Origin of the sequence: uncultured Fibrella sp. (assembly GCF_964250085.1) — a bacterium.
GTDB lineage: Bacteria > Bacteroidota > Bacteroidia > Cytophagales > Spirosomataceae > Fibrella.
Map to the genome: position 1 here is coordinate 830,634 of NZ_CAXUEC010000003.1, position 25,890 is coordinate 856,523.

Annotated in this window: 19 protein-coding genes; 11 read left to right on the forward strand and 8 right to left on the reverse strand. The window is 53.6% G+C overall.

Features of this window, described 5'->3' with window-relative positions; translation table 11 throughout:
• Window positions 1-44: 44 nt before the first annotated feature.
• Window positions 45-2,234, reverse strand: coding sequence for a glutamine synthetase III (locus ACFE8Q_RS13105; protein ID WP_375445842.1), 2,190 nt, complete (start codon window positions 2,232-2,234; stop codon window positions 45-47).
• A gap of 182 nt (window positions 2,235-2,416) precedes the next feature.
• Window positions 2,417-3,451 (reverse strand): glutamine synthetase beta-grasp domain-containing protein, encoded by a 1,035-nt coding sequence (locus ACFE8Q_RS13110; protein WP_375445843.1) that lies wholly within the window; start codon window positions 3,449-3,451, stop codon window positions 2,417-2,419.
• Between the two features lie 487 nt (window positions 3,452-3,938).
• Here ACFE8Q_RS13110 and ACFE8Q_RS13115 point away from each other — a divergent pair, with 487 nt between their 5' ends.
• The gene (locus tag ACFE8Q_RS13115; RefSeq protein WP_375445844.1) at window positions 3,939-5,846 is read left to right on the forward strand and encodes an SPFH domain-containing protein; all 1,908 of its coding nucleotides are present in this window, start codon (window positions 3,939-3,941) and stop codon (window positions 5,844-5,846) included.
• Window positions 5,847-5,959: 113 nt separating this feature from the next.
• Here the strand turns inward: ACFE8Q_RS13115 and ACFE8Q_RS13120 are convergent, their stop codons facing one another.
• From ACFE8Q_RS13120 to ACFE8Q_RS13130, 3 genes are all read right to left on the reverse strand, one after another.
• Window positions 5,960-6,862: a DUF4249 family protein gene (locus tag ACFE8Q_RS13120; protein ID WP_375445845.1), complete on the reverse strand. Its 903-nt coding sequence runs from the start codon at window positions 6,860-6,862 to the stop codon at window positions 5,960-5,962.
• Entirely contained in the window at window positions 6,863-9,313 is a 2,451-nt protein-coding gene (locus ACFE8Q_RS13125) for a TonB-dependent receptor domain-containing protein (protein ID WP_375445846.1), read from the reverse strand. It abuts the gene before it with no gap.
• 82 nt (window positions 9,314-9,395) lie between these two features.
• On the reverse strand, window positions 9,396-10,256 hold the full coding sequence (locus tag ACFE8Q_RS13130; protein WP_375445847.1) for a helix-turn-helix domain-containing protein: 861 nt from the start codon (window positions 10,254-10,256) through the stop codon (window positions 9,396-9,398).
• 185 nt (window positions 10,257-10,441) lie between these two features.
• Between ACFE8Q_RS13130 and ACFE8Q_RS13135 the strand changes: the two genes are divergently transcribed.
• The 3 genes from ACFE8Q_RS13135 to ACFE8Q_RS13145 all read left to right on the forward strand — a co-directional run bounded on the left by ACFE8Q_RS13135 (window position 10,442) and on the right by ACFE8Q_RS13145 (window position 13,654).
• Window positions 10,442-11,425, forward strand: a complete 984-nt coding sequence (locus ACFE8Q_RS13135) for a phytanoyl-CoA dioxygenase family protein (RefSeq protein WP_375445848.1) — start codon at window positions 10,442-10,444, stop codon at window positions 11,423-11,425.
• Window positions 11,426-11,541: 116 nt separating this feature from the next.
• Window positions 11,542-12,891 (forward strand): tRNA (N(6)-L-threonylcarbamoyladenosine(37)-C(2))-methylthiotransferase MtaB, encoded by a 1,350-nt coding sequence (gene mtaB / locus ACFE8Q_RS13140; RefSeq protein WP_375445965.1) that lies wholly within the window; start codon window positions 11,542-11,544, stop codon window positions 12,889-12,891.
• Window positions 12,892-12,943: 52 nt separating this feature from the next.
• Window positions 12,944-13,654 carry a helix-turn-helix transcriptional regulator gene (locus ACFE8Q_RS13145; RefSeq protein ID WP_375445849.1) on the forward strand — a complete coding sequence of 237 codons (711 nt, stop codon included), beginning with the start codon at window positions 12,944-12,946 and terminating at the stop codon, window positions 13,652-13,654.
• A 40-nt stretch (window positions 13,655-13,694) separates the two neighbouring features.
• Here the strand turns inward: ACFE8Q_RS13145 and ACFE8Q_RS13150 are convergent, their stop codons facing one another.
• Both ACFE8Q_RS13150 and ACFE8Q_RS13155 read right to left on the reverse strand, forming a co-directional pair.
• Window positions 13,695-14,066 (reverse strand): SnoaL-like domain-containing protein, encoded by a 372-nt coding sequence (locus ACFE8Q_RS13150; protein ID WP_375445850.1) that lies wholly within the window; start codon window positions 14,064-14,066, stop codon window positions 13,695-13,697.
• Window positions 14,067-14,204: 138 nt separating this feature from the next.
• Window positions 14,205-15,581 carry an NAD(P)/FAD-dependent oxidoreductase gene (locus tag ACFE8Q_RS13155; protein WP_375445851.1) on the reverse strand — a complete coding sequence of 459 codons (1,377 nt, stop codon included), beginning with the start codon at window positions 15,579-15,581 and terminating at the stop codon, window positions 14,205-14,207.
• A gap of 102 nt (window positions 15,582-15,683) precedes the next feature.
• Here ACFE8Q_RS13155 and ACFE8Q_RS13160 point away from each other — a divergent pair, with 102 nt between their 5' ends.
• From ACFE8Q_RS13160 to ACFE8Q_RS13190, 7 genes are all read left to right on the forward strand, one after another.
• Complete coding sequence (locus tag ACFE8Q_RS13160) at window positions 15,684-16,760, forward strand: Gfo/Idh/MocA family protein (RefSeq protein WP_375445852.1); 1,077 nt, start codon at window positions 15,684-15,686, stop codon at window positions 16,758-16,760.
• A gap of 213 nt (window positions 16,761-16,973) precedes the next feature.
• Window positions 16,974-17,555, forward strand: coding sequence for a gluconate 2-dehydrogenase subunit 3 family protein (locus ACFE8Q_RS13165; protein ID WP_375445853.1), 582 nt, complete (start codon window positions 16,974-16,976; stop codon window positions 17,553-17,555).
• 43 nt (window positions 17,556-17,598) lie between these two features.
• A complete protein-coding gene (locus ACFE8Q_RS13170; protein ID WP_375445854.1) occupies window positions 17,599-19,317 on the forward strand; it encodes a GMC oxidoreductase in 1,719 nt (572 codons plus the stop codon).
• A gap of 216 nt (window positions 19,318-19,533) precedes the next feature.
• The gene (locus tag ACFE8Q_RS13175; protein ID WP_375445855.1) at window positions 19,534-22,086 is read left to right on the forward strand and encodes a family 20 glycosylhydrolase; all 2,553 of its coding nucleotides are present in this window, start codon (window positions 19,534-19,536) and stop codon (window positions 22,084-22,086) included.
• 53 nt (window positions 22,087-22,139) lie between these two features.
• On the forward strand, window positions 22,140-23,315 hold the full coding sequence (locus ACFE8Q_RS13180) for an acyltransferase family protein (RefSeq protein WP_375445856.1): 1,176 nt from the start codon (window positions 22,140-22,142) through the stop codon (window positions 23,313-23,315).
• A gap of 146 nt (window positions 23,316-23,461) precedes the next feature.
• On the forward strand, window positions 23,462-24,514 hold the full coding sequence (locus ACFE8Q_RS13185) for an FUSC family protein (RefSeq protein WP_375445857.1): 1,053 nt from the start codon (window positions 23,462-23,464) through the stop codon (window positions 24,512-24,514).
• Between the two features lie 14 nt (window positions 24,515-24,528).
• Window positions 24,529-25,449, forward strand: a complete 921-nt coding sequence (locus ACFE8Q_RS13190; RefSeq protein WP_375445858.1) for a sugar phosphate isomerase/epimerase family protein — start codon at window positions 24,529-24,531, stop codon at window positions 25,447-25,449.
• Window positions 25,450-25,547: 98 nt separating this feature from the next.
• Here the strand turns inward: ACFE8Q_RS13190 and ACFE8Q_RS13195 are convergent, their stop codons facing one another.
• Complete coding sequence (locus tag ACFE8Q_RS13195; RefSeq protein WP_375445859.1) at window positions 25,548-25,889, reverse strand: HPF/RaiA family ribosome-associated protein; 342 nt, start codon at window positions 25,887-25,889, stop codon at window positions 25,548-25,550.
• Window position 25,890 lies beyond the last annotated feature (1 nt).

Below are 25,890 nucleotides of genomic sequence, written 5' to 3' on the forward strand. Positions count from 1 at the left end.
GCTTCCCATACTCAGGACTCCTTACTTTACGACTTTCAGGCCTATTATTTCACAAACAACAGCTCGCGGTATTTCACCAGCGGCCAGTCGTCATCGTCGATCAGCAGTTCGAGTTTATCCACTTCGTAGCGGATTACCTCGAAGAAATCCTTAACTTCCGTGGCATACAGACGGGCCATTTCTACCGAGTCAGGTACGTTGTTGGCCCGTTTGCGCGATTCGATCATTGCCTCCACATTCTTCTTGATCACCACCACCCGCGCCGATAGTTCGCGGATGATGGCTTTGACCGGCTGCGCCTCGTTGATCATGTCCAGGTCAACCAGTGATTTGGCGGTGGTGGCCAACTGGTTCATGTATTTCAACGCGGTCGATACCACGTGGTTAATAGCCAGGTCGCCCATCACCCGCGATTCGATCTGTACGTTTTTAATGTATTTCTCCAGTTCAATTTCATACCGGGCCTCCACTTCGGCGTGGTTCATTACACCCAACCGGGCAAACAACTCGATCGACTCTGGTTTGAGATACACCTTCAGGGCGTCGGGCGTGGAGGCGATGTTTGACAGGCCCCGTTTTTCGGCTTCAGCTACCCACTCATCGGAATAGCCATTGCCTTCGAACAGAATCCGTTTCGATGCCCGGTAATACTGTTTGAGCACGTCTACCACGGCTAGTTCCTTCTTCTCACCGGTTTCCAGCCGCGCTTCCAGGTCACGCCTGAACTGGATGAGCTGGTCGGCTACAATCGTGTTGAGCACAATCATGGTCGACGCTGAATTGGCCCCACCACCTACCGCCCGAAACTCAAATTTATTGCCCGTGAACGCGAAAGGCGACGTCCGGTTGCGGTCCGTATTGTCCCGAATCAGCGATGGAATCCGGTTCAATCCCAGTTTATAATATACGTTGTCGCCTTTGCTCAGCGAGATTTCTGATTTGTTTTCCAGATCATCCAGCGCCTTGGTCAGGGTATCGCCCAGAAACACCGACATAATGGCGGGTGGGGCCTCATTGGCACCCAACCGGTGTTCGTTTCCGGCCGAGGCAATACTGGCTCTAAGCAGATCAGCATGGTCGTGAACGGCCTTTACCACGTTGACAATGAACGCAATAAACCGCAATGTCTCTTTCGGCTTGCTACTTGGCCCCAGCAAGTTTACGCCCGTATTGGTACCCAACGACCAGTTGTTATGCTTACCCGACCCGTTGATGCCGGCAAACGGTTTTTCGTGAAAAAGCACCTTGAAACCGTGCTTCTCCGCAATTTTCTGCATCAGATCCATTAACAGGGCGTTATGGTCGATGGCCAGATTCACCTCTTCAAACGTGGGCGCCACCTCAAACTGTCCGGGGGCTACTTCGTTATGCCGGGTACGTACCGGGATGCCCAGTTTCAGAGCTTCGAACTCAAAATCGACCATGAACGCATTCACGCGCGGGGGAATGGTACCGAAGTAATGGTCTTCGAGCTGTTGCCCCCGCGCTGGTGCATGGCCGAATACCGTCCGGCCAGCCATAACCAGATCGGGACGCGCCACGAACAGGGCTTTGTCGACCAGGAAATACTCCTGCTCGATGCCCAGCGTAGGCGTTACTTTGTCAATGTTGCGGTCGAAATAATGACAAACGGCCGTGGCCGCTTTGTCGATGGCGGCCAGCGATTTGAGCAGCGGTGTTTTGTAATCGAGGGCTTCACCCGTGTAGGAAATGAACACCGAAGGAATACAGAGCGTCTTCCCTCCTGCCCCGTTATCCATCAGAAAGGCGGGCGACGAGGGGTCCCAGCCGGTGTAGCCCCGCGCTTCGAAGGTATTACGCAGGCCTCCGCTTGGGAACGACGACGCATCGGGTTCCTGCTGCACGAGCGCCGACCCTTTGAATTTCTCGATGGCTTTTCCGTCGCCGGCCAGATCGAAAAACGAGTCGTGTTTTTCGGCAGTGGAGCCAGTCAATGGCTGAAACCAGTGCGTGAAGTGGGTGGCTCCTTTACTGACGGCCCACGATTTCATGGCATTGGCAACTTCATCGGCAATATCGCGATCAATTCTCCCGCCCGTGTCGATGGCTTCCGCAATGCGCAGGTACGCTTCCGGGGAAAGCAGGGCCCGCATCACTTCTTTGCTGAAGGTGTGTACGCCATAGTAATCAGTAAGTCGATCGCCCGGGGCCGTGACGGCTAGAGGCTGGCGACTTTGTGCCGTGTCAAGGGCATTAAAACGTAGGTAGGCCATTCGGTCAGTATGGTGGTGAAGTAAATTTAAAGTGGCATTTGCGGGTCGGGGGACGTCATATGAACAAACCGACCTACAAAAACACGCTTTAAAGAATGCTGTTTTTCCTGCCAAACATACAAAAAAAACGGCCCGTCGTTACCGACGGGCCGTTTTGGCGAAGGGTAAGAATAGTCCGCGGACTAAGCCAGTTCGGGCAGAGCGGCCGACTTAACCGTTTTAATGATCACAGCAGCTACTTTATATGGATCGGCGGCCGAGTTTGGGCGACGATCTTCCAGCCAGCCTTTCCAGCCGCGCTGTACGGTAGCGATAGGAATACGGATCGACGCACCCCGGTCAGATATACCGTACGAGAACTGGTCGATCGACTGGGTTTCGTGCTTGCCCGTCAACCGCAGGTGGTTGTCGGCACCGTATACGTCGATATGGGCTTTCACTACATCAGCAGGAGCAAACGACTGACAGATAGCATCGTATACTTCCTTACTACCCGATGTGCGCAGCGCCGTGTTCGAGAAGTTTGCGTGCATGCCTGAACCGTTCCAGTCAGCATCTACACCTAGTGGCTTGCAGTGCCAGTTGATGGCTACATCGTAGCTTTCGCCGATGCGCTCGAGCAAGTAACGGGCAATCCAGATCTGGTCGCCGGCTTCACGGGCACCTTTAGCAAAAATCTGAAACTCCCACTGGCCGGGGGCTACTTCGGCGTTGATGCCTTCTACGTTCAGGCCAGCGTCGAGGCACACGTCGAGGTGTTCTTCGATGATGTTGCGGCCAAATGCATTGTTGGCACCTACCGAACAATAATAGGGACCTTGTGGGGCTGGGTCACCTTCTTCGGGGAAACCTAATGGCTTATTGGTAGCCGTGTCGTAGAGGAAATACTCCTGCTCGAAACCGAACCAGAAATCGTTATCATCGTCTTCAATCGTAGCACGGCCGTTGGTTGGGTGTGGCGTACCGTCGGCGTTCAACACTTCGCACATCACCAGAAACGCATTCTTACGCTGCGGGTCAGGGCAAATGTAAACGGGCTTCAACAAACAGTCTGATGAACCACCGGCGGCCTGCTCGGTCGAGGAGCCATCGAATGACCACATTGAGCAATCTTCCAGGTTACCTGAAAAATCTTCTTCAATCTTCGTTTTTGACCGGAGGCTTTGGGTGGGCTTGTAACCATCGAGCCAGATGTACTCTAATTTAGACTTTGCCATGTGTTTGGAGAGGTCGATTTATTGTTTTGCGGTACGTGGGTGGTACTGTCGGCATCAAATATAGAGGCCTCTTTCCAAAATAAAAAAAGGCAATTGGCTTAATCAGCAGGATTTTATATAGGCATATTCTCTATATTACAATTAATAGTTGTTAAATCCAATTTTAACCAATTTATCATCTGTCAAGCCAATTTTAAAGGGAATACGGGCCAGCCGCCAAAAAGCAGTTCTGCGGTTAAAACTGCTCTATATTCTCACCAGATTTACTTCATATAATTCAGAAAAAGCGCCTTACTACCCATTTCATAAACCGGCGCTATAAGCCAGTAGTGGTGTCCACCATCCGTCAATTCAGGTAGCCAATCCGGCCACCGGGCAACCGTACATCCAGACGGTTATACGAGTCTTCATCCGGCCTGATACATTTGACCCATGATCGTTTCGCAAGTGATTCTGATCAAAAACCAACTTAATCTAAACGGATAAAATGACAGATTTCTCCTCTTTATCGGGATGGGCCTGGGTGCCCATCCTGCTGGTAGCCATTGTGTTATACAAGTTTGTGCTACGCTTCCTGTTCGGCATGGTCATCGTGCCCGAAGACAGGATTGGCCTGGTAACCAGGAAGTTTGTGCTGGTTGGCGACGACCGCGCACTGCCCGACGGGCGAATTCTGGCGACAAAAGGGGAAGCCGGCTACCAGGCAAAAACGCTGGCCCCTGGTCTCTACTGGTGGATGTGGCCGTGGCAATACGGGGTGGAGATGCAACCCTTTACGGTCGTTCCCGAAGGCAACGTTGGTCTGGTACTGGCCAACGACGGGCGCGAACTGCCGACGGGAAACATTCTGGCCCGGCGCGTTGAATCCGACAATTTTCAGGATACGATCCGCTTTCTGGACAGCGGTGGGCAGAAAGGCCGGCAAACGTCGATTCTGACGCCAGGTACGTACCGGATCAACCCCTATGCGTTTACCGTCACCATGTCGCCAATGACCGACGTGAAAGAGAACATGGTAGGCATTGTTACGGCGCTCGATGGGGCTCCGTTACAACCGGGACAGATTGCAGGCAGGCAGGTTGAGGGACATAATAACTTCCAGGATATCGACAGCTTTTTGCAGAATGGCGGCAACCGGGGTTTACAGCCGCAGGTGGTTCTGGCCGGTTCGTATTATATCAACCCCTGGGCGGTGCAGATTGAGCAGACGCCCATGACCGAAGTGCCGATTGGGTACGTTGGCGTCGTGATTTCGTACATCGGTGAAGATGGGGTAGACATGACGGGCGACACGTTCAAGCACGGCAATATTGTGCATAAAGGGTTTCGGGGCGTGTGGATGGAACCACTGGGACCGGGCAAATATCCGGTGAATGTGTACACGATGAAGGTCGAGAACGTACCTACCACCAACCTGGTGCTGAACTGGGCCAATGCCCGGTCTGAAGCCCACGCCCTGGATCGAAATCTGTCGACGATCACGGTACGGTCGCGCGACGGTTTTCCGTTCAACCTCGATGTGGCGCAGATCATCCATATTCCGGCCAACGAAGCGCCGAAAGTCATTGCCCGGTTTGGGTCGATGGTCAACCTGGTATCGCAGGTGCTGGAGCCCACGATTGGTAACTATTTCCGCAACTCGGCGCAGGATTCTGACGTGATCGCGTTTCTGAGCACCCGGAAAGAGCGACAGGAATCGGCGCGGGAGCATATTCGGCAGGTGCTGGAAATTTACAACGTAAACGCCGTTGATACGCTGATTGGTGACATTGTGCCGCCCGAAGCCCTGATGAAAACGCTGACCGACAGAAAAGTGGCGCAGGAAGAGGAAAAGACATACGACACGCAACGCATGGCTCAGGAAAAACGGCAGGGCTACGAACGCGAGACGGCCATTGCCGAAATGCAGCGCGAGATCGTGAAGGCGCAGCAGAGCGTAGAAATTGCCGAACGCACCGCCAATGCGGCCGTCAAGAAAAGCGAAGGGGAAGCGCGCAGTTTACAGCTACAGGTTGGTGCCGAGTCACAGGCTACGAAAGTACGGGCCGAAGCCAACGCTGAAGCGCGTCGCCGTCAGGCATCGGCCGAAGCGGATGCGACCAAACTGACCGCCGAAGCAGAAGCCGAGCGTATTGCGAAAACGGGGGCTGCCGAAGCCGAAAAGATCCTGGCCATCGGTAAATCGACCGCCGAAGCCTACGAATTGCAGGTGAAGGCGATGGGCGGCGATAACTTCACCCGGTACAAGATCACCGAAGAAATTGGCAAAGGCCAGATCAAGATCATCCCCGATCTGGTGATCAACGGCGGGGCCGACGGTGGGTCAGACGGTGGCTTGAATGGACTGCTTGGGCTGAAACTGCTGGAGCTAAACGGCGAACGGAAGAAAAGTTAAAAAGCCATAACACAGAGCTACACGGAGGTGACACGGAGTTTCACAGAGCAAGGTTTATTCTCTGTGAAACTCCGTGTCACCTCCGTGTAGCTCTGTGTTATGGCTTTCCTGAACTACTGCGCTTTCACATTGACATAGAGCGTATCGGTGTTCACGCCGGTGAAGATGCCGAGGCCGTTGACGACGGTAGTTGGTGGCGTGGCGATGTTCTGGGTCGAGGTACTGCTCTGCTTGTACAGGGCGGCGTAATCAGGGTTAAGGTGAAAGAGGATCATCCTGTGCTTGCCATAGTATTGAAAGCTCAGTCCCTGTACGTCGTCGAAATCGCTCTGTGTTGGCTGGTTTCGGAACCGGCGATTCTGGGCTAATGGCCGGTTCGGGTTCACGTTTTGGTTGATCAGCACCGGGTTTGCCTCGATATTATCGACCACAACGAAGTAATAATCAGCCGTTGGGTTTTGCCAGGTCAATCGAACGGCCGACTGGAGTTGTTGCAAAATACCACCGCCTGGTCCACCGGGGCCGCCCCCCGCGCCGGGTGCCGTGCGAATCAACTCCGTAACGTCCTGCTGGTAGTTCACGGGCTTCGTTGGAATCTGCGTTGTGGCCGACACGCGCTGGCCGAGGTAATCAAACGCCATCGTGTAGGTCTTGCCAACCTGCGGTTTCACGTCCGGATTGGACTGGTATTGCCCGTCGCCAACGTACCTGAGCGGGTACGTGCTGCCGCCGCTACTGATGCTGATCGACAGGCCTTCGACGGGCTTCCCCTGTCCGGTTGTATCGGTCGAAAACGGAATCTGTTTCGTGACGCGCACCATCATGGGCTGACCAACGGCCAGATACGCTTCTATGACTGGCTGATCATCGGGGGCAATGGCCGTTGTTTTTTCGGTACACCCCGTTACCATCAGTAGTATGCCGAGACAGACCGCCGCAAGCCAGGTACGTAGGCTGGCTGCGCCGGACAGGGCTCCGGTATGTCGGTTGATTCGAGTGGTTATAGCTGGTTTCATCTAGCGAAGGCGGTAGGAAAGAATGAGGTTTGGGGTAATGCCCAGGTACGTTACGTCGGTGACGACCAGTTGACTGTTGCTTCCATCGCTGACCGACGTGAATTTCTTGTACCAGACGTTTTTGCGGTCATACACGTTAAACACCGATACTCCAATGCTTCCGTGCTTAAAGGTGTACGTCGCCGATAGATCAAGGCGGTGATAGTCGGGGAAGCGGTTGGCGTTTTTGCCGGATGGCGTCGTGAATGTCTTGCTGGTGCCATCGAGCAGTTTTACGCTGTATTCGCCAACGATCGACGTATACGGTTTGCCGCCGGCATAAATAAACGTCGCGGCAAAGTCGAAGCGTTTGTAATGGTACGTATTGATTGATTTGAACTCGTTGCGCACATCCTGGTTAGCGTAGTAGGGCTGATCGCCAAAGGCGGCAATGTTGCTTTTGGCCATCGCGTAGGTGTAGCCAACCCAGCCCGTGTAGGCGCCAAATTTCTTCTGCACCAGCACATCTACTCCGCGCACGGTACCGGTTCCATTGAAAAACGTTTCGCTGGGCACCAGACCACGCCCAATCTGCGGCGCAAAACGCAGCGTGTATTCGGTAACGCCGCTCAGGTCTTTGGCGTAGGCCTCGACATCGAACAGGTAGCCCGCCGTTTCGTAGCTCGCTCCGGCAATGTAATGCCTCGCGGACGCCACGGGCAGCGATTCCGTCCCCGACAATAGCCAGAAAGTGCGGTTGCCCTGTGAGATGTCTTCGCGCGTTACCTGCTTGATAAACTGGTAGTAGTTGCCCACGGCCGCTTTCAACCGAAATTGCTGCGTGGCCTGATACACCGCTGACAAACGGGGTTCGGCGTAAAGCTTGCCCGTTACGCCATACTGCGTGAGGCGGATCCCCGGCGTAACAGTCAGCCTGTTGTCGAGCAGGCGAAGACGATCCTGCACGTAGGCGGTGATAAGTTGCCCCCGGTCGTTCTTGCCCAGCACCGTCAGCGTATCGTTCTGCTTGTAGGCGTAATCGATGACCAGGCGCGTGTATTGCAGACCGGCTTCTACCTGATGCGCCGCGGAGGGTTGCCAGGTGAGGTCCGTTTTTATCGACTGATCAATCAGGTTATTATCTTCCAGCGTACCAAAATTGGCATTATTCCGTGTTGTCGGTCCCCGCTGAATGGATACCTGGTTGGAAATATCGCGATGGCTGTAGTAGTTGGAGTAACTGACCAGGGTATTCGTGTAAAATGTATCCGACCACCGGCGCGACCACTTCAGACTGCTACCTGTATTCCCCCAGTTCGACAAATCGGTGTTGCTCAGACTACCACCGATGGCGGCGGTCGTGCTGTTTGGTCCCCGATTGAAGGCGGGCAGACTGATATTCTGCGAGTTATCCAAATAATCTTGTCCATTATAAACGCTCAACGTCACCTGATCCTGATCAGTGGGGCGGTAGGTGACCCGGCCGTTCACGTCGTAGAAATAAGAGGCGACGGTCTGCGTGGTAGCTACCTGATTCAGCCTTCCCCGACCGGCAGGCACCTGCGGCTGCGTGGATTGCGTAGTCTGAAACTGGTCGAACAGTTTGGTGTACAACGGCCCTTTGAACGACCGGCGACCGGCCACCATCACGGTTACCTTGTTGCCAATCGGCCCTTCGGCAAAGGCATTTACACTTAAGAAACTAGCATCTCCGCCAACATTAAACCCTTTGCGGCTGCCTTCCTTCCCGGTCATTTCGGCCACGCCCGACAGCCGACCGCCGTATTTGGCACCAAAGCCACCTTTCTGTAACTGAATATCTTTCAGCGCATTATAGTTAAACGCCGAAAAGAAACCGTAGAGGTGGTCGACCTGATACACGGTAAAGCCATCGAGCAGCACCAGCGTCTGATCGGGGGTTCCGCCGCGGACGTACAGGCCAGCCGATGATTCGTTGGCGGCGCTGACGCCGGGCATCAGTTGCAGGGCACGGAATGGGTCGCGTTCACCTACGTTCGGCAATTTAGTCAGGTTACGGGGCGTGAGTTGTACCATACCGATGGTCTCGGCGGCACGCATCACTTCGGCTTTCTGGCCGCTCACCTGAAGTTCGTCGAGGTCGGTTCGGGTCTGCTCCAGTTCAATCACCAGCCGCCGTGCTGGCTCGCCCGGTATGAGCGGATGAATGGCATCTTTAAAGCCGATATAACTGATTTCCAGCGTACATGTGTCGCTGGGTACGTTCAGCAAGGTAAAAAAACCATCGACGTTGGTTTGGGCGATGAGTTTAGTATTCCGAACCCGAACGTAGGCAAAGGGCAGGTTTTCCGCGTTTTTGGCATCTGTGATGCGGCCCGAAACGGTGAGATTCCGCTGTTGCGGCACCCGTTTGACCCGCATGGGCGGCAAGTCCTGTGCCCAGGTCAGGGTATTTATCAGCGAGAGTAACGATACGAGTAACGGTTTTGTCATATGACGGGTATCTTCTGGATAGACAGAGTACTTCGTCTTACGAAAAATGCGGTGGGTACGTTGCAGCTTTACGCTATTTTAATCAGGTTGGGCAGTAGTACTCACGATGCCTTTTTTTGAATTGCAACGGGTTTTCGCCCGTCACACGCCGGAATATTTTATTGAAATACGACAGGCTCTCGAATCCGCTGGCCTCCGCTGCTTCGGTCACCGTAAAGTCGGACAGGAGTAGTTTCCGGGCCTGATTTACCCGGTACTGATTCAGGAGTTGCGTGAAGGTCAACCCCGTCATCCGTTTGATGTAGCGGCAAAAAGCGGCGTCGGTCAGGTTAGCGACGCTGGCCGCTTGCGGAATGTCGATCTTTCGGGCAAACTGCTCGTCAATAAATTGGTAAAGCCGACGGAGCCGTTCCTGTTCACGCAGGGTAGACGCCCCCGTCACTGGCTTTCCATGCAGCGACGTGGCCTCGTCACTCATTGCCAACTGCTGAAAGATGGTCAGCAACGCCATCATGCGCTGGAACGGGGGCAGATTGGCCAACGCCTGCAACTGGGCACCAACGACTTTTTTGGTTTCCCCGCCAAACGAAATGCCCGCCCTTGCCCGCTCGAAGAGCGTGGCTATCCGGGCAAATTCAGGTGCTTTCCAGAATCCTTCGCCCAGAAACGATTCGTTCAGTTGTACCACCACTTTCCGGTAATCGGTCTTCACCCCGTAGTCGAAGTTTAGATGCGGGATGTTCGGGCCGATAAAGACCAGGTCGCTGCCGTCGTAGCGCGAAATATGCTCGCCTACGTGCCGGGTGCCACTGGCCCCGTCGATATACACAATCTCGTATTCGGGGTGGTAATGCCAGAGAAATACGTTTTCCAGATGCGGCGTAAGCAGAATACGGAAGGAACTGTCAGCGTCGGGCCGGATTTCTTCGAGAGCGATTTTCATCGGGCAATATTCATTTAACGTGAATCGTGAGTTCTGGATAATTCACGATTATTTACTCTTTCGTTTCCTATTTCAGTAACTACAGAGCAATATAGTGCAAAAACGAGTCAGGTACGTGCTAACAGCAACCTCATCAAGCAACGTAGTTTTGTTTTATTCTTTCACGACAAAAACAAATTCCATTTATGACTCCGACGATGCAGCCAACCATGACGCCTGTCATGATTCCTGACAATGCGCATACCGACATTCCGGGAAATCCATCAACAGCGACCAGCAGCCAGCAACCCCTCAACGACCGATCATCGGGTGCTCCGTTGCGGGTGCTCTCTGAAGAAGACTGGACGTTCTGGCGCGAAAATGGGTACGTGATCATCAAGCAGGCCGTTCCGCGCGAACAGGCCGAACGGCTGGCGCAGACCATCTGGGAGTTTGAGGAAAAAGACCCCACTGATAAGTCAACCTGGTATGCACCGCCCCGCGCCGATATGCGGATGAAAGAACTCATCGGCTCCGGCATGGTCGAGCTGTATAACCATCAGCACGAATGGGACAACCGACAGACCCAACGCGTGTACGACGCCTTTGTGGATGTTTGGGGCACCGAGAAACTGTGGGTCACCATCGACCGGGCAAACCTTAACTTCCCGGTTCAGCCCGACCAGCCGTTCAAAGGGTTTATTCATTGGGATTACGACCCCGAAACGCGCCCACAGAACGTGCAGGGTGTGCTGGCGCTTGCCGACCAGACCGACGAGAACATGGGCGGTTTTCAATGCATCCCTGAGCTATACCGAACTTACGATACCTGGAAACTGACCCAGCCCGCTGACCGTGACCGGTTCAAACCCGACACCACCGGCTTCGAGTTTGTGAAAGTGAAACTCGAAGCGGGCGACCTGCTTATTTTCAATAGCACGCTCGCCCACGGCATTCGCCCCAACCACTCGACCGACAAAGTCCGTGTTGCCCAGTACATTTCCATGATGCCCGCGCAGGAAGACAACGAAGCCCTCCGTCAGTGGCGCATCACCTCATGGCGCGACCGGCAGGCTCCCGAAGGGTATGCGTTCCCCGGCGACCCCCGTAACTGGGAAAAGACCCGCTACAAAACCGCCGAGTTGAACGATCTCGGCAAGAAGTTGCTGGGGCTGGATTCGTGGAGGTAACGCGGACTTCAGTCCGCATTTTATCAAACCAGATGCGGACTGAAGTCCGCGTTACCTCCATTGTTGTATTTTTGCCGGATGAAACCCCGATGGCATGACGGGTGTTAGGAGTGAATATGAAAAAAGTGGCTTTTTATACGCTTGGCTGCAAGCTGAATTTCTCGGAAACCTCAACCCTCGCCCGCATGATGGAGAAAGAGGGCTACGAGCGCGTAGAATTCAATCAGCAGCCCGACATTTTCATCATCAACACCTGCTCGGTGACGGATAACGCCGACAAGAAATGCCGCAAGATTGTCCGGGAGGCGCAAAAAGTGAATCCAGACGGCTTTGTGGCTATCCTTGGCTGCTACGCCCAGTTGAAACCCACCGAAATTGCCGAGATTCCGGGTGTTGATGCGGTGCTGGGAGCGGCCGAAAAATTCCGGCTCGCCGAGTTGATGCCGACATTTACCAAAGCCGCCGTTGGTCAGCCGGGGCGGGTGCTGAATTCAAACATCGAGGAAGCCATCGACTACCACGCTGCCTATTCGCTGAATGATCGGACGCGTACGTTTCTGAAGGTGCAGGATGGCTGCGATTATCCCTGCGCCTACTGTACCATTCCGCTGGCACGTGGCAAAAGCCGCTCCGACACGATCGAAAACGTGGTCCGGGCAGCACATGAAATTGCCGAGCGCGGCGTGCGCGAGATCGTGTTGACGGGTGTGAATATCGGTGATTTCGGGCTGGTGAACGTGCCCGGACAGGCTCCACAACGTACCCAGACGTTTCTGGAGCTGATTCAGGCGCTCGACGAGGTTGACGGCATTGATCGCTTCCGTATTTCGAGCATCGAGCCGAACCTGCTCACCGACGAAATTATCTATTTCGTGGCTCAGTCGAAGCGGTTTGTCCCGCATTTCCACGTGCCGCTCCAGTCAGGTTCCAACACGGTACTTGGCCTGATGCGCCGCCGGTATAAGCGCGAACTGTATGCCGAACGGGTAGCGAAAATCAAGGCGTTGATGCCGCATGCCTGCATTGGTGTCGACGTGATTGTGGGGCATCCCGGCGAGACGAACGACCTGTTCCGCGAGACGTACGAATTCCTGAACGAACTACCGATTTCGTACCTGCACGTGTTCACGTATTCGGAACGGCCCAATACAGCGGCCATCACGATCAAGCCGGTGGTGCCGGGTCAGGTACGTGCCGAACGGAGCAAGATGCTGCATATTCTGTCGGACAAAAAGCGGCGGGCTTTTTACGAATCTCAGATCGGGCGGGCGGCAACGGTGTTATTTGAAGATGATGTAGACGAAGCAACCGGCCGTATGCAGGGCTTCACCGAAAACTACGTTCGCGTGGTGGCCAACTACGACCCGCTGCGCATTAACGAACTGATCCCCGTGCAGTTATCAGCTATAAATGCGGAAGGATTAGTTGAAGTGACGGAGCCGGAGATGGCATTTGAAACGCACTGAAATTTATCATCCAAGGCGGCGAGTAAATGGGCAGAGAACATGCCTATTCGGTATGGACAATGACATAAAACGCTTATCTCGAATAACAGCTATCCTTATCCAGTTTTTATCAAGACGGCTTGTCAATTCGAAGACTCTGGCAGACAAGTTTGGCGTTAGCGTTAGAACGATCTATAGAGACATCAAATTACTGGAAGGGGCTGGCGTACCTATCGTTACAGAAGAAGGGAGAGGATACAGTTTAGTGGATGGTTATAAGGTGCCGCCAATTATGCTTACCGAAACAGAAGCAAATGCGCTGTTAACGGCTGAGCTTATTATTCAATCTAGCAAAGACACCTCTTTGATTACTGAATTTGCTTCTGTAACGGCAAAAATCAGGGCGGTTTTGCCACGCGTTCTAAAAGATAGAACCGAGCAGCTTGAGAAAAAGATGGGCGTAACCAATACCTATATCAGCGGTTCGCCAAAAAGCACCTGGCTTCTCCAGCTTCAAAAAACCCTTCTTACGCATTCAGTTATCCAAGTTGATTATGTTAACGCAAATGGCGAAAAATCACGCCGCGATTTAGAGCCGTTCGCGTTGTATGCCAACCAAAAAAATGAATGGGTACTAATTGCTTTTTGCAGGATGAGAAATGACTTTCGTTCGTTCTCACTGACCAGTATCAGTACGCTGGAAATCAAAGACGAGTACTTTGAGCCGCATAAAATCACATTTGAGCAATACCTAATAAAAACCTTTGGCAAAACAAACGGCTGATTTTAAAACCAGCCGTTTGAGGAAACCTTGTTGTATTAATTCAGGCAAAATCGTCGTAGAAAAACTGCTCTCTTACAATCTTGCCGTTTCGGACTTCGAAGACGCAAATCTGCTCTTTTTTCTTCCGTTGCTTTCCGCTCATTTTGACGTCCATGCCAGTCATCATGGAAAAGAAAAAGGTCGATATGACTGTCTCGCTCATGTAGCTGCCGAACATCTCATCAACTTGAGAGAAGAACAGACCTTCTTTTTGCCGAAGTGCGTCGATACCCTGCACAACCAATGGTAAGTTGCTGTCGTTTTCTGGTTCAATACTGACAGCGTTGGGCGCGTATAGTTCATTTTGAATTTGCTCGTACTGATGCTGCTGGATCAGTTCGTAGTACCTTTTTGCCACCTGCTCTGTTGTCATAGTTTTCTAATTTTGATTACTCGACAAAGGTCCTACGGTGCTTTGACAACAGTATGTCAGAGGTACAACCAGTAGTTTAAAAAAGTTGTCGGTCTCTTCGGCTCGCGCAGCACATCGCTATAATCAGCTAACTAAAACCTACTTATTCCTCCCAAACAACGCGAACAAGCCCTTTTTGGCTCGTAACCGCAGCGGCGCATCGGGGTGTTGCGCGTTGTAAACGGCTAGCACGTCGGCTTCGTGCTGACGAAAAAATTCGGGATCGAAATTGGCATGAGCCAAATGCTCCAGCACATATTGGAGCGACCGTTTTTCCGTGATCCAGCGCGTCCAGACCTCCTGCCGCTGGCGGATTCCGAAGGCGTTTACCCCGGTTACGGCTCTGTCAGAAGCGGCGTAATTGATGCGGATCGCTTTTTCGCCGTTCGAATGTTCCCAGTAAAGCGACTGAACAGTACCGTCGTCGGGCAGGTTGGCGGGTACGTCGCCGTAGGTCTGGTATTCGATGTCGAAGAACTTGGCGGAGTTGAAAAAGACGCCGGGCGCGTAGGCTGTTTTCTGGTTCAGCAATGTCTTCGCCAGCGTTTCGCCCATAATGCGGCCCGTATACCAGATCTGTTCGGTAGGCTTACGGCCGGGAGGCGGCGTTCGGTGTTGCACACAGTCGCCGATGGCGTACACATCAGGTATGTTCGTGGCCAGGTACGTATCCACCAGAATGCCCCGGTCTGTTTCCAGCGCCGTTCCGCGTAGCCAATCGATATTGGCTGATACGCCGACCGATACGCCCACGAACTGGCAATCAATTCGGTTTCCGGCTTTAGTTGTTACCCCACCAACGCGACCGGTGCCATCATCATGCACCTCAACGACTTCCGTTTCCAGTTGCAGGTCGACGTGATGCGCCCGAATATGGCGGGTTATCATCGCCGACTCTTCGGCGGGTAACACGCTTCGCCAGAAACTATCCTCCCGCACCAGAAACGAAACCGGAATCTCACGCGACAGTAGCATTTCGCACAGTTCGATGCCGATCAGCCCGCCGCCAATTACCACCGCCCTGTTGACCAACGTACCTGACTGTTTCGCGTCGGTGAGTGACTCCATCTGCTCCAGATCGGGCATGCCGTATAGCCCCTGCAAACCGCGAAGACCGGCCTGTAACACGCCGGGGCGATTGGGCGACGAACCAACAGCCAGCACCAGCACATCGTAGGTCAGCGCTTTTTCTGACCCATCTGGCAGCTCGATGTTCAGGCTTTTCTTCCCAAAATCAATCGTCGTAACATGCGCTCGAAGGAGATCGATGCGGTTTTTTGTCCAGAACCAATCTTCATACGGCTTTGTGTGGGCGTAGGTCATGTGACCCATGTAGATATACATGAGCGCCGTTCTGGAGAAATGGTGGTCGGTTTCAGACGAGATAACGGTAAGCTGATCATCGCCTCCCTTACGGAGTTCGCGGGCGGCGGTGATGCCGGCAATGCCGTTACCAATAATGACAATGTGGCGCATGAAAGGCAGGGTCGTGTTTACGTGATCAATATACGTGTGTTTTGCCGGTCGGGTTCACCTGTCGTTATATTGCATCTTTTTCTTTTCCTGATTCAACTGTCTATGTCTTCTTCTCCCCTTCGCGTGCTGGTTGTCGGTTGTGGCAACATGGGTGCCTCACACGCCACTGCCTACCATACCCTCGATGGTTTCCAGATATGCGGCCTGGTTTCAACCGGCCAGAGCAAGCACGTACTGAACGATAAACTCGGTGGTGGGTATCCCCTTTTCGACGAGTATGCCACGGCGCTACGCGAAACAAAACCCGATGCCGTCTGCATTTCAACGTACCCAGACACCCACGAGGCTTACGCCATTAGGGCGCTGGAAGCGGGTTGTCACGTATTCATCGAAAAGCCCCTGGCCGACACCGTTGCCGGTTCGGAGCGCGTAGTGGCAGCCGCGCAGAAGGCGAATAAAAAAGTGGTTGTCGGCTACATTCTGCGCGTTCATCCGTCATGGGCCCGGTTCGTGGAAGAAGCCCGGCAACTCGGCAAACCGCTGGTGATGCGCATGAACCTGAACCAGCAGAGCCACGGCTACATGTGGACAGTGCACCGCAATTTGATGAAATCGCTCAGCCCGATCGTCGATTGTGGCGTGCATTATATCGACGTGATGTGCCAGATGACGCGCTCGAAGCCCGTTTGGGTGTCGGCCATTGGTGCCCGGCTTACCGACGACATTCCCGCGGATAATTACAATTACGGGCAGTTGCAGCTACGGTTCGAAGATGGTTCGGTGGGCTGGTACGAAGCCGCCTGGGGTCCGATGGTGAGCGAAACGGCCTTTTTTGTCAAGGACGTTATTGGCCCCAAAGGCTGCGTATCTATTGTGGCTAAAAATGCCGGGGCAGTGGGTAAATCCGACGATGTGGATTCGCACACCAAGACCGAATCACTTCGCGTTCACCATGCCCAGTTAACCGCCGACGATGAATTCGCTCAGCCCGACACCTGGATCGACATGCAGGATGAGCCCAACCATCAGGAGCTTTGCAACCGCGAACAACGCTATTTTCTGCAAGCCATCACCGATGACCTCGACCTGACTGACCACCTGGCCGATGCCGTAAACAGCCTCCGCATTGCCTTCGCCTGCGACGAAAGTGTACGCACCGGCGAGGCAGTACGGTTGTGATGTTTTTCGTACAGTCAGGGTGGTATGTTGCGTCCCAGGTACGTTCATTCTTAAAAAAGAGTAGCTGATTTGGGTTTGCTGGCTTTTCCTTATTTAGTCGCGTTCCTACAGTGAATCACGCTTACGGCAGAGGCACTCAACCCGTTCCTGGGAGCGCTGCTTTTGCCGGTTCATTTGGGAAATCAATCACGATTAACCTTACATCTCATCTTTATGCAAAGACGTACTGCCCTTCGGGGACTGGCCGCAACACTTGGGGGTCTGGTGGCGCTTCCCGCCTGGGCCTCGAACTGGACACCCGACTCACTTGGGTACGTATCAACGGTGTCGGTCGATGACGAGGCGCTGCTGGGCGACATCGTGGAAACGATCATTCCCGAAACCACCACTCCGGGAGCATCCACTCCGGGAGCATCCACTCCGGGAGCATCCACTCCGGGAGCCAAATCGCTGAAAGTGCATCAATTTGCGATGCGGATGATCCGGGATTGTTATGGGGAATCCGCCCAATCGACGCTTCAACAAGGGCTGGTTTTGACCGAATCGACTGCCCAGCAGACCTTTACTAAATCTTTTTCTGCCTGCGACGCCAACCAGCGTAAAGAGGTGCTTACGAAACTAGCTGCTTCGACGGATCCGGTTGGGAAAGCTTTTGTCGAGCTGATGAAACGGCTCACGATTCAGGGCTATACCAACTCCGAATTTTACATGGTGACGGTCCAGAAGTTCAACATGGCTCCGGGCTATTACCACGGCTGTGTGCCCATCGACAAGTTGACTGCGGGCGGGCGGTAAGTGAGCCGGCCGTTTTTCGTTTATCATCTATCTCCAATCGATCATGTCTTTACTCAACATAGATTCCATCAAAGCGCGTACGTTCGACGCGATCGTTATTGGCTCCGGCATCAGCGGCGGCTGGGCAGCTAAAGAGCTTACCGGCAAAGGGTTACGTACATTGGTCCTGGAACGTGGGCGCGACGTGAAACACGTTACCGACTACCCCACCACCATGATGCAACCCTGGGAATTTGCCCACCTGGGGTCCTTATCGAAAGAGTATATAGACGCCAACCCTGTGGCCAGTCGCTGCTACGCCAACCGGGAAGATGCCAGTCACTTCTTTGTCAAAGACGCCGAACATCCCTATGTGCAGGAGAAACCTTTCGACTGGATTCGGGGCTACCAGGTGGGCGGCAAATCGCTCATGTGGGCGCGGGGCACACAGCGTTGGTCGCAGTACGATTTCGACGGACCGGCCCGCGACGGGTTTGCCGTTGACTGGCCAATTGGTTACGCCGACATTGCGCCCTGGTATAGTTATGTCGAGAAATTTGCGGGCATATCAGGAAATAAAGACGGGCTGGCGAGTTTACCCGATGGTGAATTTTTGACCCCACATGAGCAGTCCTGTGTAGAAAAGCACTTCACCGATCAGATGGCGCTGCACTACAAAGGCAGCCGCCCTGTTATTATTGGCCGCTGTGCGCACCTGACGTCTCCGCAACCGGTTCACCTGAAGCAGGGCCGTGGTCAGTGCCAGAACCGGTCGCTCTGTCAGCGGGGTTGCCCGTATGGCGGCTATTTCAGCAGTAACTCGTCTACCTTGCCCTGGGCGGCCAACACCGGAAAGCTCACCCTCCGCCCCGATTCGGTGGTGCACTCGATTATTTTCGACGAGCAGAAAAACAAGGCGACGGGCGTGCGGGTAATTGACGCACACACCAAACAGATGACGGAGTATTATGCCAAAATCGTTTTCGTGAATGCCGCCACGCTGAACAGCAACCTGATTCTGCTGAACTCTACGTCGCACCGCTTCCCGAATGGACTGGGCAACGACAACGGGCTGCTGGGCAAGTATGTTGCTTTCCATAATTTCCGCACAACTATTTCGGCCGAGCATGACGGGTTTAAGGATACGACAACCGATGGCATCCGGCCGAACGGCAGCTACATTCCGCGTTTCCGAAACGTGGCCAAGCAGGAAACTGATTTTCTGCGGGGCTATGCGGCTGGCTTTGGCTCGTACCGTGCCACCGAAACAGATACGTCAGGGCTGGGTGAAGACCTGAAAGCCAGCCTGATGCAACCCAAATATGGCCCGTGGCGGGTGAATTCGCACATGATGGGCGAGACCATTCCAAAAGAATCGAACTACGTGGCGCTGGATGCAGCCCTGAAAGATGACTGGGGCATTCCGCAGCTTAAAATATCGGTGGCCTATGATGATAATGACGAAAAAATGATTCGTGATTTTCATGAGCAGATGACCGAAATGCTGACCGTATCAGGCTTTAAAAACATTCAGACGCACGATAAGCCTAACAAAGCGCCGGGTCTGGACATTCACGAAATGGGGGGCGTACGCATGGGAAAAGACCCGAAAACGTCGCTGCTCAACAAGTGGAATCAGTTGCACCACTGCAAAAACGTGTTCGTTACCGATGGTGCCTGCATGACCTCGACCTCAACGCAAAACCCGTCGCTTACCTTTATGGCCATTACGGCACGGGCAGCCAACCATGCGGTGAGCGAACTGAAAAAAGGACTGGTGTAGCCTGTTTTTTCTTACCCCGGCTTGCTGCGTTTACGGGCAGCAGACCGGGGCATTTTTGTGCTTCTTGACAGCTATTTACTTTGGCCCGTTTTTTTGTAAAAATGATGGCTGGATGGGTTGCCTTTTTGCTGTAGGCCTTTCGACAGGCTCGGCGAAAGCAACCCATCCAGCCATTAAACTAAGAGAGTAATTTTCATTCAGCTTCCCCCCCATCTAATGCGCCTTAACCTACCTGGCTTTTTGCTTCTCTGCCTTCCTTTTGTTGGCGGCTCACCGTCATACGCCGCATCCGGTTCTGCGCGGCAAACAATGGTATCAGGCAGCTCAAAGCCAATAGCCATCAATCTGACCCTGGTCAGCAACGACCCTCGGGCGGGCTCCCGCATGGTTCTAACGTTACAAAACACGGGCACGGATGCTCTGCCCGCTTCGGGCTGGACGTTGTTTTTTAACGGCGGCTCCTACAGCAGTACCGACGTCAGCCTCGCCCGCGTAAAACCCGTTAACGGCGACCTACATTCGTTGAGCCCAGGTCCCGGTTTCAAACCCATTGGTGCTGGTCAGTCGGCGACCATCGAGATTGCCTCGCGGCGGCTCCGTAATAGAACCGACTTCCCGGCGGGTTTTTACCTCGTTTTCGATAAAAATCCTGCTCAGGCATTTCCCGTTGATGTAGCGGTAAACATGGGCGATCTGTTCGACGCCTCTGACCGAAAATTAACTGAACGCATTTTCGCCCAGAACGCCGTTATTCAGCCGGTTTCGGACGAAAAATTAACCAAGATCTTCCCTACTCCCACCTCATATCAGGAAACGGGGCAGCCTTTTCTGCTTGACGGGCAGACTACGATTGTGGCACCGGCTGAGTTTGCGCCCGAAGCTGAATTTCTGGCTACCAGTCTCGCTTTAACGCTCAACAAAAAACTCACGATTCGCACCCAGGGATCAGGTAAAACGATTTCACTTCGTAAAAACCCCGCTGTTCCGGTTGAAGGCTATGAGTTGCAGGTAAATCAGGAGGGCGTTGTGATCTCGGCAGCGACCAGAGCCGGTATTTTCTACGGTATTCAGTCGCTCCAGACGGTGCTACCGCCTACTGCATCAACCGACAAAGCAGGTTCCGTTCGGTTGCCTGGCCTGTTGGTAAAAGACGCCCCCCGTTTCGGCTACCGCGCCCTGATGATGGATGTGGCCCGAAATTTTCAACCTAAATCTGAAGTCATTAAAGTGCTGGACCTGATGGGCTTGTATAAACTCAACGTCCTTCACCTGCACTTTAGCGACGATGAAGGCTGGCGCGTCGAAATGCCCTCGTTACCCGAACTCACGTCGGTGGGTAGCACACGGGCCTATGCGGCCGATCAGACGAAAAGCTTACTGCCCTCCTATGGCTCTGGCCCGAATGCCAGCAATAAAGCAGGCACCGGTTTCTACAAGAAGGCCGACTTTATCGATATTCTGACATACGCCCGTGACCGGCATATCGAGGTCATTCCCGAAATTGAATCACCCGGACACGCCCGCGCCGCGCTGAGGGCGATGGATGCCCGCTACCAGACCATGCTGACAAGCGGGAAAAAGGCAGAAGCAGAACGGTATTTGCTGCGCGACCTGGCCGACAAATCAGTGTACGAATCGGTGCAGGGCTGGAACGACAACGTGATTGATGTGGCGTTACCCTCCACCTACACGTTTCTGGAGCGGGTGATCGACGATCTGGTGGGCATGTACCGCGAGGCAGGCGCTCCACTGAAAACGATACATATGGGCGGCGATGAAGTGCCACAGGGCGTCTGGCAAAAATCGCCGGCCGTACAGCGGTTAATGGCCAGCGATAAGGCAATCAAATCCACGGATGATCTGTGGTATTACTACTTCGGCAAGCTGAATCAGGTGCTGAAGAAACGGGGCTTATTCCTGTCGGGCTGGGAAGAAATCGGGCTGAAAAAAGTGGTTCAGAACAAGAAGACGGTCTGGGTACCTAACCCTGCGTTTGCGCCCGAAAAATTTCGGGTGAATGTCTGGAAGAATGAGCCTGGTTCGGGAGCCGAGGATCTGGCCTATCGCATGGCCAATGCCGGTTATAAAGTCATTCTGACGGGTGTCACGCATCTGTACATCGACCTGGCGTATAACCAGTTATCGGAAGAAGCGGGCCAGTATTGGGGTGGGTACGTCGATATCGACAAACCGTTTTACTTTATTCCCTACGACTACCTCCGCAACCTGAAAGACGATAACACGGGGCAGCGCATCGACCAGAACCGCATCAGAAGTCGGGAGGCGATCACGGAAAAGGGGAAAGCCAATCTGGTGGGTATCGAAGCGCCGCTCTGGTCAGAAACGAACCGGAGCCCTGTTCAGTTTGAGTACAAATTGCTGCCCAAACTGCTCGCCGTTGCCGAACGGGCGTGGGCTAAAGATCCCGCCTGGGCACTCGAAAAAGAGGAGCAGAAAAGCGATCAACTCTACAATCAGGCCTGGTCGGCGTTTCTGCACACTGTAGGCAATCGGGAGCTTCCCCGGCTCGATACCTACGCGGGCGGTTTTCAGTACCGCATTCCCACGGCGGGGGCCAGAGTCGCTGATGGTAAGCTCGCCGCCAACGTACAGTTTCCCGGCCTAACGATCCGCTACACCACCGACGGCACCGAACCAACGGCCGCCAGCCCGGTATATATGAGCCCGCTGCCGTTTACGAGCACCGTTAAACTACGGGTCTTCAACAGCCAGGGCCGGGCCGGACAAACCGTGACAATCAGGAAGTAACGTACCTGGCTGTCTGCCTTTTGTGACTGCACATTCACTTTACCTACCCTACCGTGGAAGACTACACCATCTCACCTACATCACAGGCAGTACGTAACACCGACGACCGATTTCTATCGCTGGACGTATTCCGGGGCCTGACCGTTTGTTTCATGATTGTGGTGAATACGCCGGGGGCTGGCTCGGCGTCGTTTTCTCCGCTAAACCACGCGGAGTGGCACGGCTTCACCCCTACCGATCTGGTATTTCCATCGTTTCTGTTCGCCGTTGGCAATGCCATGAGCTTTGCCATGAAAAAGTACGGCGGGCTGGGTACGTCGGCGGTGCTGGGTAAAATCGCCCGGCGAACAGCGCTTATTTTCCTGCTTGGTTACCTGATGTACTGGTTCCCGTTTTTCCGGCTCAGCGAGTCGGGTGAAGTGCTGGGCTTTCCCATCAGCGATACCCGAATCTGGGGCGTATTGCAGCGCATCGGGGTTTGTTACGGGCTAGCCTCGCTGATGGTGTATTTCTTTTCGACGCGAACCATTTTCTGGCTCAGCGTCAGTTTTCTGGTTGGCTACTGGCTTATGCTGCTGGGTTGGGGAGACCAGGCCGATCCGCTCAGCTTACTGGGTAATGCCGTGCGTCGCCTCGACCGGTTTCTGATCGGCGACGCGCATTTGTACCACGGTAATGGCGGTGTGGCGTTTGACCCCGAAGGATTGCTGAGCACCCTGCCCGCCATTGTCAATGTCATCATCGGCTACTACGCAGGTACATTCGTGCAGCGTATTGGTAAGAACTACGAAAGCGTAGCGAAATTGCTACTGGCAGGAGCTACCCTGATTTTTCTAGCCCTCTGCTGGGATCTGGTGTTCCCCATCAACAAGAAACTCTGGACCAGTTCATTTGTCCTGCTAACCACCGGCCTCGACCTGACCATACTCGCCACACTCATCTACACCATCGAGATCAGCCAGTGGACTAAGGCCAACTGGACGCAGTTTTTTGTCATTCCGGGCAAGAATCCGCTTTTCATTTACCTGCTTTCCGAAGTGCTGGTCATCATCGGCTACATGATTCCGGCGGGTGGCGGCGAATCGTTGATCAGTTGGATTGGCATCCATATGTTTCAGTCGCTCGCTCCCGGTCCAGTGGGTTCATTGCTTTTCGCGCTTGTCTTCATGCTCCTCTGCTGGAGCGTAGGCTGGTTCCTCGACCGCCGCAAAATCTACATTCGGGTGTAAATTGTAGGTACGTTGCCTGGGGGTGGCTTAGTCAGGTACGTAGCACGAAGCTATAAGTGCGCTCACACAATCAATAAAGCGCCCATCCATACGCATCGAGATTTATAAAGGTTTACATTCCCGACCGGAATCGAACTGGCAGTAGCATGTTGAAGCAACTTTTAGAATTCAGGGAAACAGATAGAAAATGGCATATCCCCGTCTTGGCGGGTCTGAGCGTTGGAATCCCTATTCTGGCAGGTTACTTTACCGGGGCGCTGGCGGGTGGAAAACTGGCATCAATGGCCGGACTGGTCATTCTCTACATTCACTCGCTCAGCATCGCCAACCGACTCATTATACTCATGGCCTGTTCCTTCGGGATCATGGTTTCGTTTGCCGTGGGTAGCCTCTTCAGTTTCAATCCGTTGCTTGCCCCGCTGGTGCTTGGCCTGTATGCGTTTACCGTGCATCTGGGCCTTTATTACTTAAAAATGACTCGTCCACCAGGCAACTTTTTCTTTATTATGATTGCCTCGGTCGCCATTTGCATGCCCTTCAAGCCGGAATCAATTCCTCAGCATATCGGCTTCATCGGCATTGGCACTATGATCTCCTTTGCCCTGGGACTGATCTACAGCCTGCTAACACTCAGAAATCAACCTGTTGATAATCAATCGATAAACATAGCAAAGAGCAAATATGTAAACCTTGTCGAGTCGGTAACCTTTGGTTCTATGGTTGGCCTTGCCTTACTCATCGCGAACCTGCTGACGCTCGAAAACCCCTATTGGGCACCTACTTCCTGTGCCGCCGTGATGCAGGGCATGAGCACCCGCCACATCTGGCAACGCAGCATTCAACGGATCGTCGGCACGTTCATTGGGCTGGGCATCACCTGGCTGATCCTGCTGCTACAACCCTCCCTGCTGGTCCTGTGCCTGAGCGTAATTGGACTGCAGTTGGTAGTCGAGTTCCTGGTTGTACGCAATTATGGCATCGCCGTTATTTTCATCACCGTACTCACTATATTCCTGGCCGAATCAGGCAGGTCTTTAACTATAGACCCCACCTCGCTCATCATTGCCCGTTTCTTCGACATTCTGATTGGCAGTACCATCGGCGCACTTGGCGGCTGGATGTTGTACAATGAACGGCTTCAGTATAAGGCAACAAGGCAAATTCGACGAACAAAAATTCTGATCGCCGGCCGCAAATAATAGCCCATACACGCATGAATAAGTCTCCGCAAAACCGCCGGTCATTTATCAAAACGGCAACAATAGGCGTACCGCTGGCGGCAACTGTTGTGGGTTCACCAATGGCTTTTACGGCCAGCGTGGCACCGATAAAGTCCGAACGGGTTCGGCTGAGTTGCAACCTGTATTCGTTCAATGAGCCGCTGGTAAACAAGACCATGACGCTCGAAGAGGTGCTCACGTTTTGCGCGGATACGGGTTTTGCGGCGGTTGACCCAACAGCCTATTACTTCCCTGGCTATCCGGTGCTGCCCGACGATAGCTATACGTACCTGATTAAGCGGAAGGCGTTCCGGCTGGGGCTCGATATTAGCGGAACGGGCATACGCAACGACTTTACCCTACCGGACCCCACCCACCGACAAGCCGAAATCAAACTGGTTCGACAGTGGATTGGCTTTGCCGCTAAACTTGGCGCGCCAGTGCTCCGCCTCTTCGCGGGTAAGAACGTACCTGAAGGCCACACCCGCGAAGAGGTGACCAACTGGGTGGTTGATGCGATCGGCGAGTGCGTCAGTTACGCCGCCCAACAGGGTGTTCTCCTGGTCTTGCAGAATCACGCCGATTTCATCGAAACAGGCGATCAGGTACTCGATATTCTGAAGCGGGTCAACTCCGACTGGCTCGCGCCAAACCTTGACATTGGTAGTTTCAAGATCGGTGACCCCTACGCCGAAATAGCCAAAGTAGCGCCGAAGGCAGCCACCTGGCAACTGAAAGAAAACCTGTTTGTCGATGGGCAGGAAGTACCAACCGACCTGAGCAGGATTGTCCGTATCGTTCGGGAGTCGGGGTATCGCGGGTATCTGCCCATCGAAACGCTCGGCAAAGGCGATCCCCGCCAGAAAGTGCCTGCTTTCCTTGAGAAGGTACAGCAGGCATTGCACGGGGCATAAAAAGTACATCCCCGAACAGTGTCAGTAGGTTATCTCTTGGAAATCGGGCCTACCTGACACTGTTCGAAGATGTAGCCTCCGGTTATGCTGGAAGGATGCTACGACTGTCGATAGCTATGCTGGGAATTGGTAAAGTTCCGTTCAAGCTGATGCTTGAGTTTACCCGTCACGGTCGATAGCATCGTATCCCAGTTTTCGCCATCGTCTTCGGCGAAAATATCCGTGCCGGGAATACCCAGACTGATCCGCAACGATTTAGCTCCCGGATTTCCATGTGCTTCCTCACGCAGAATGATGTCGGCCGTAATCAGGTCTCCGCTGTAATAGCGCCGAAGCTTGGTCAGCGCCTGTGTTATCCGATCCCTGAAGGCATCATCTACGGTACAATTCACCGCCTGAATGCGCAGTCCTACGTCCTCCACTCCTTTCTTTTCACTCATC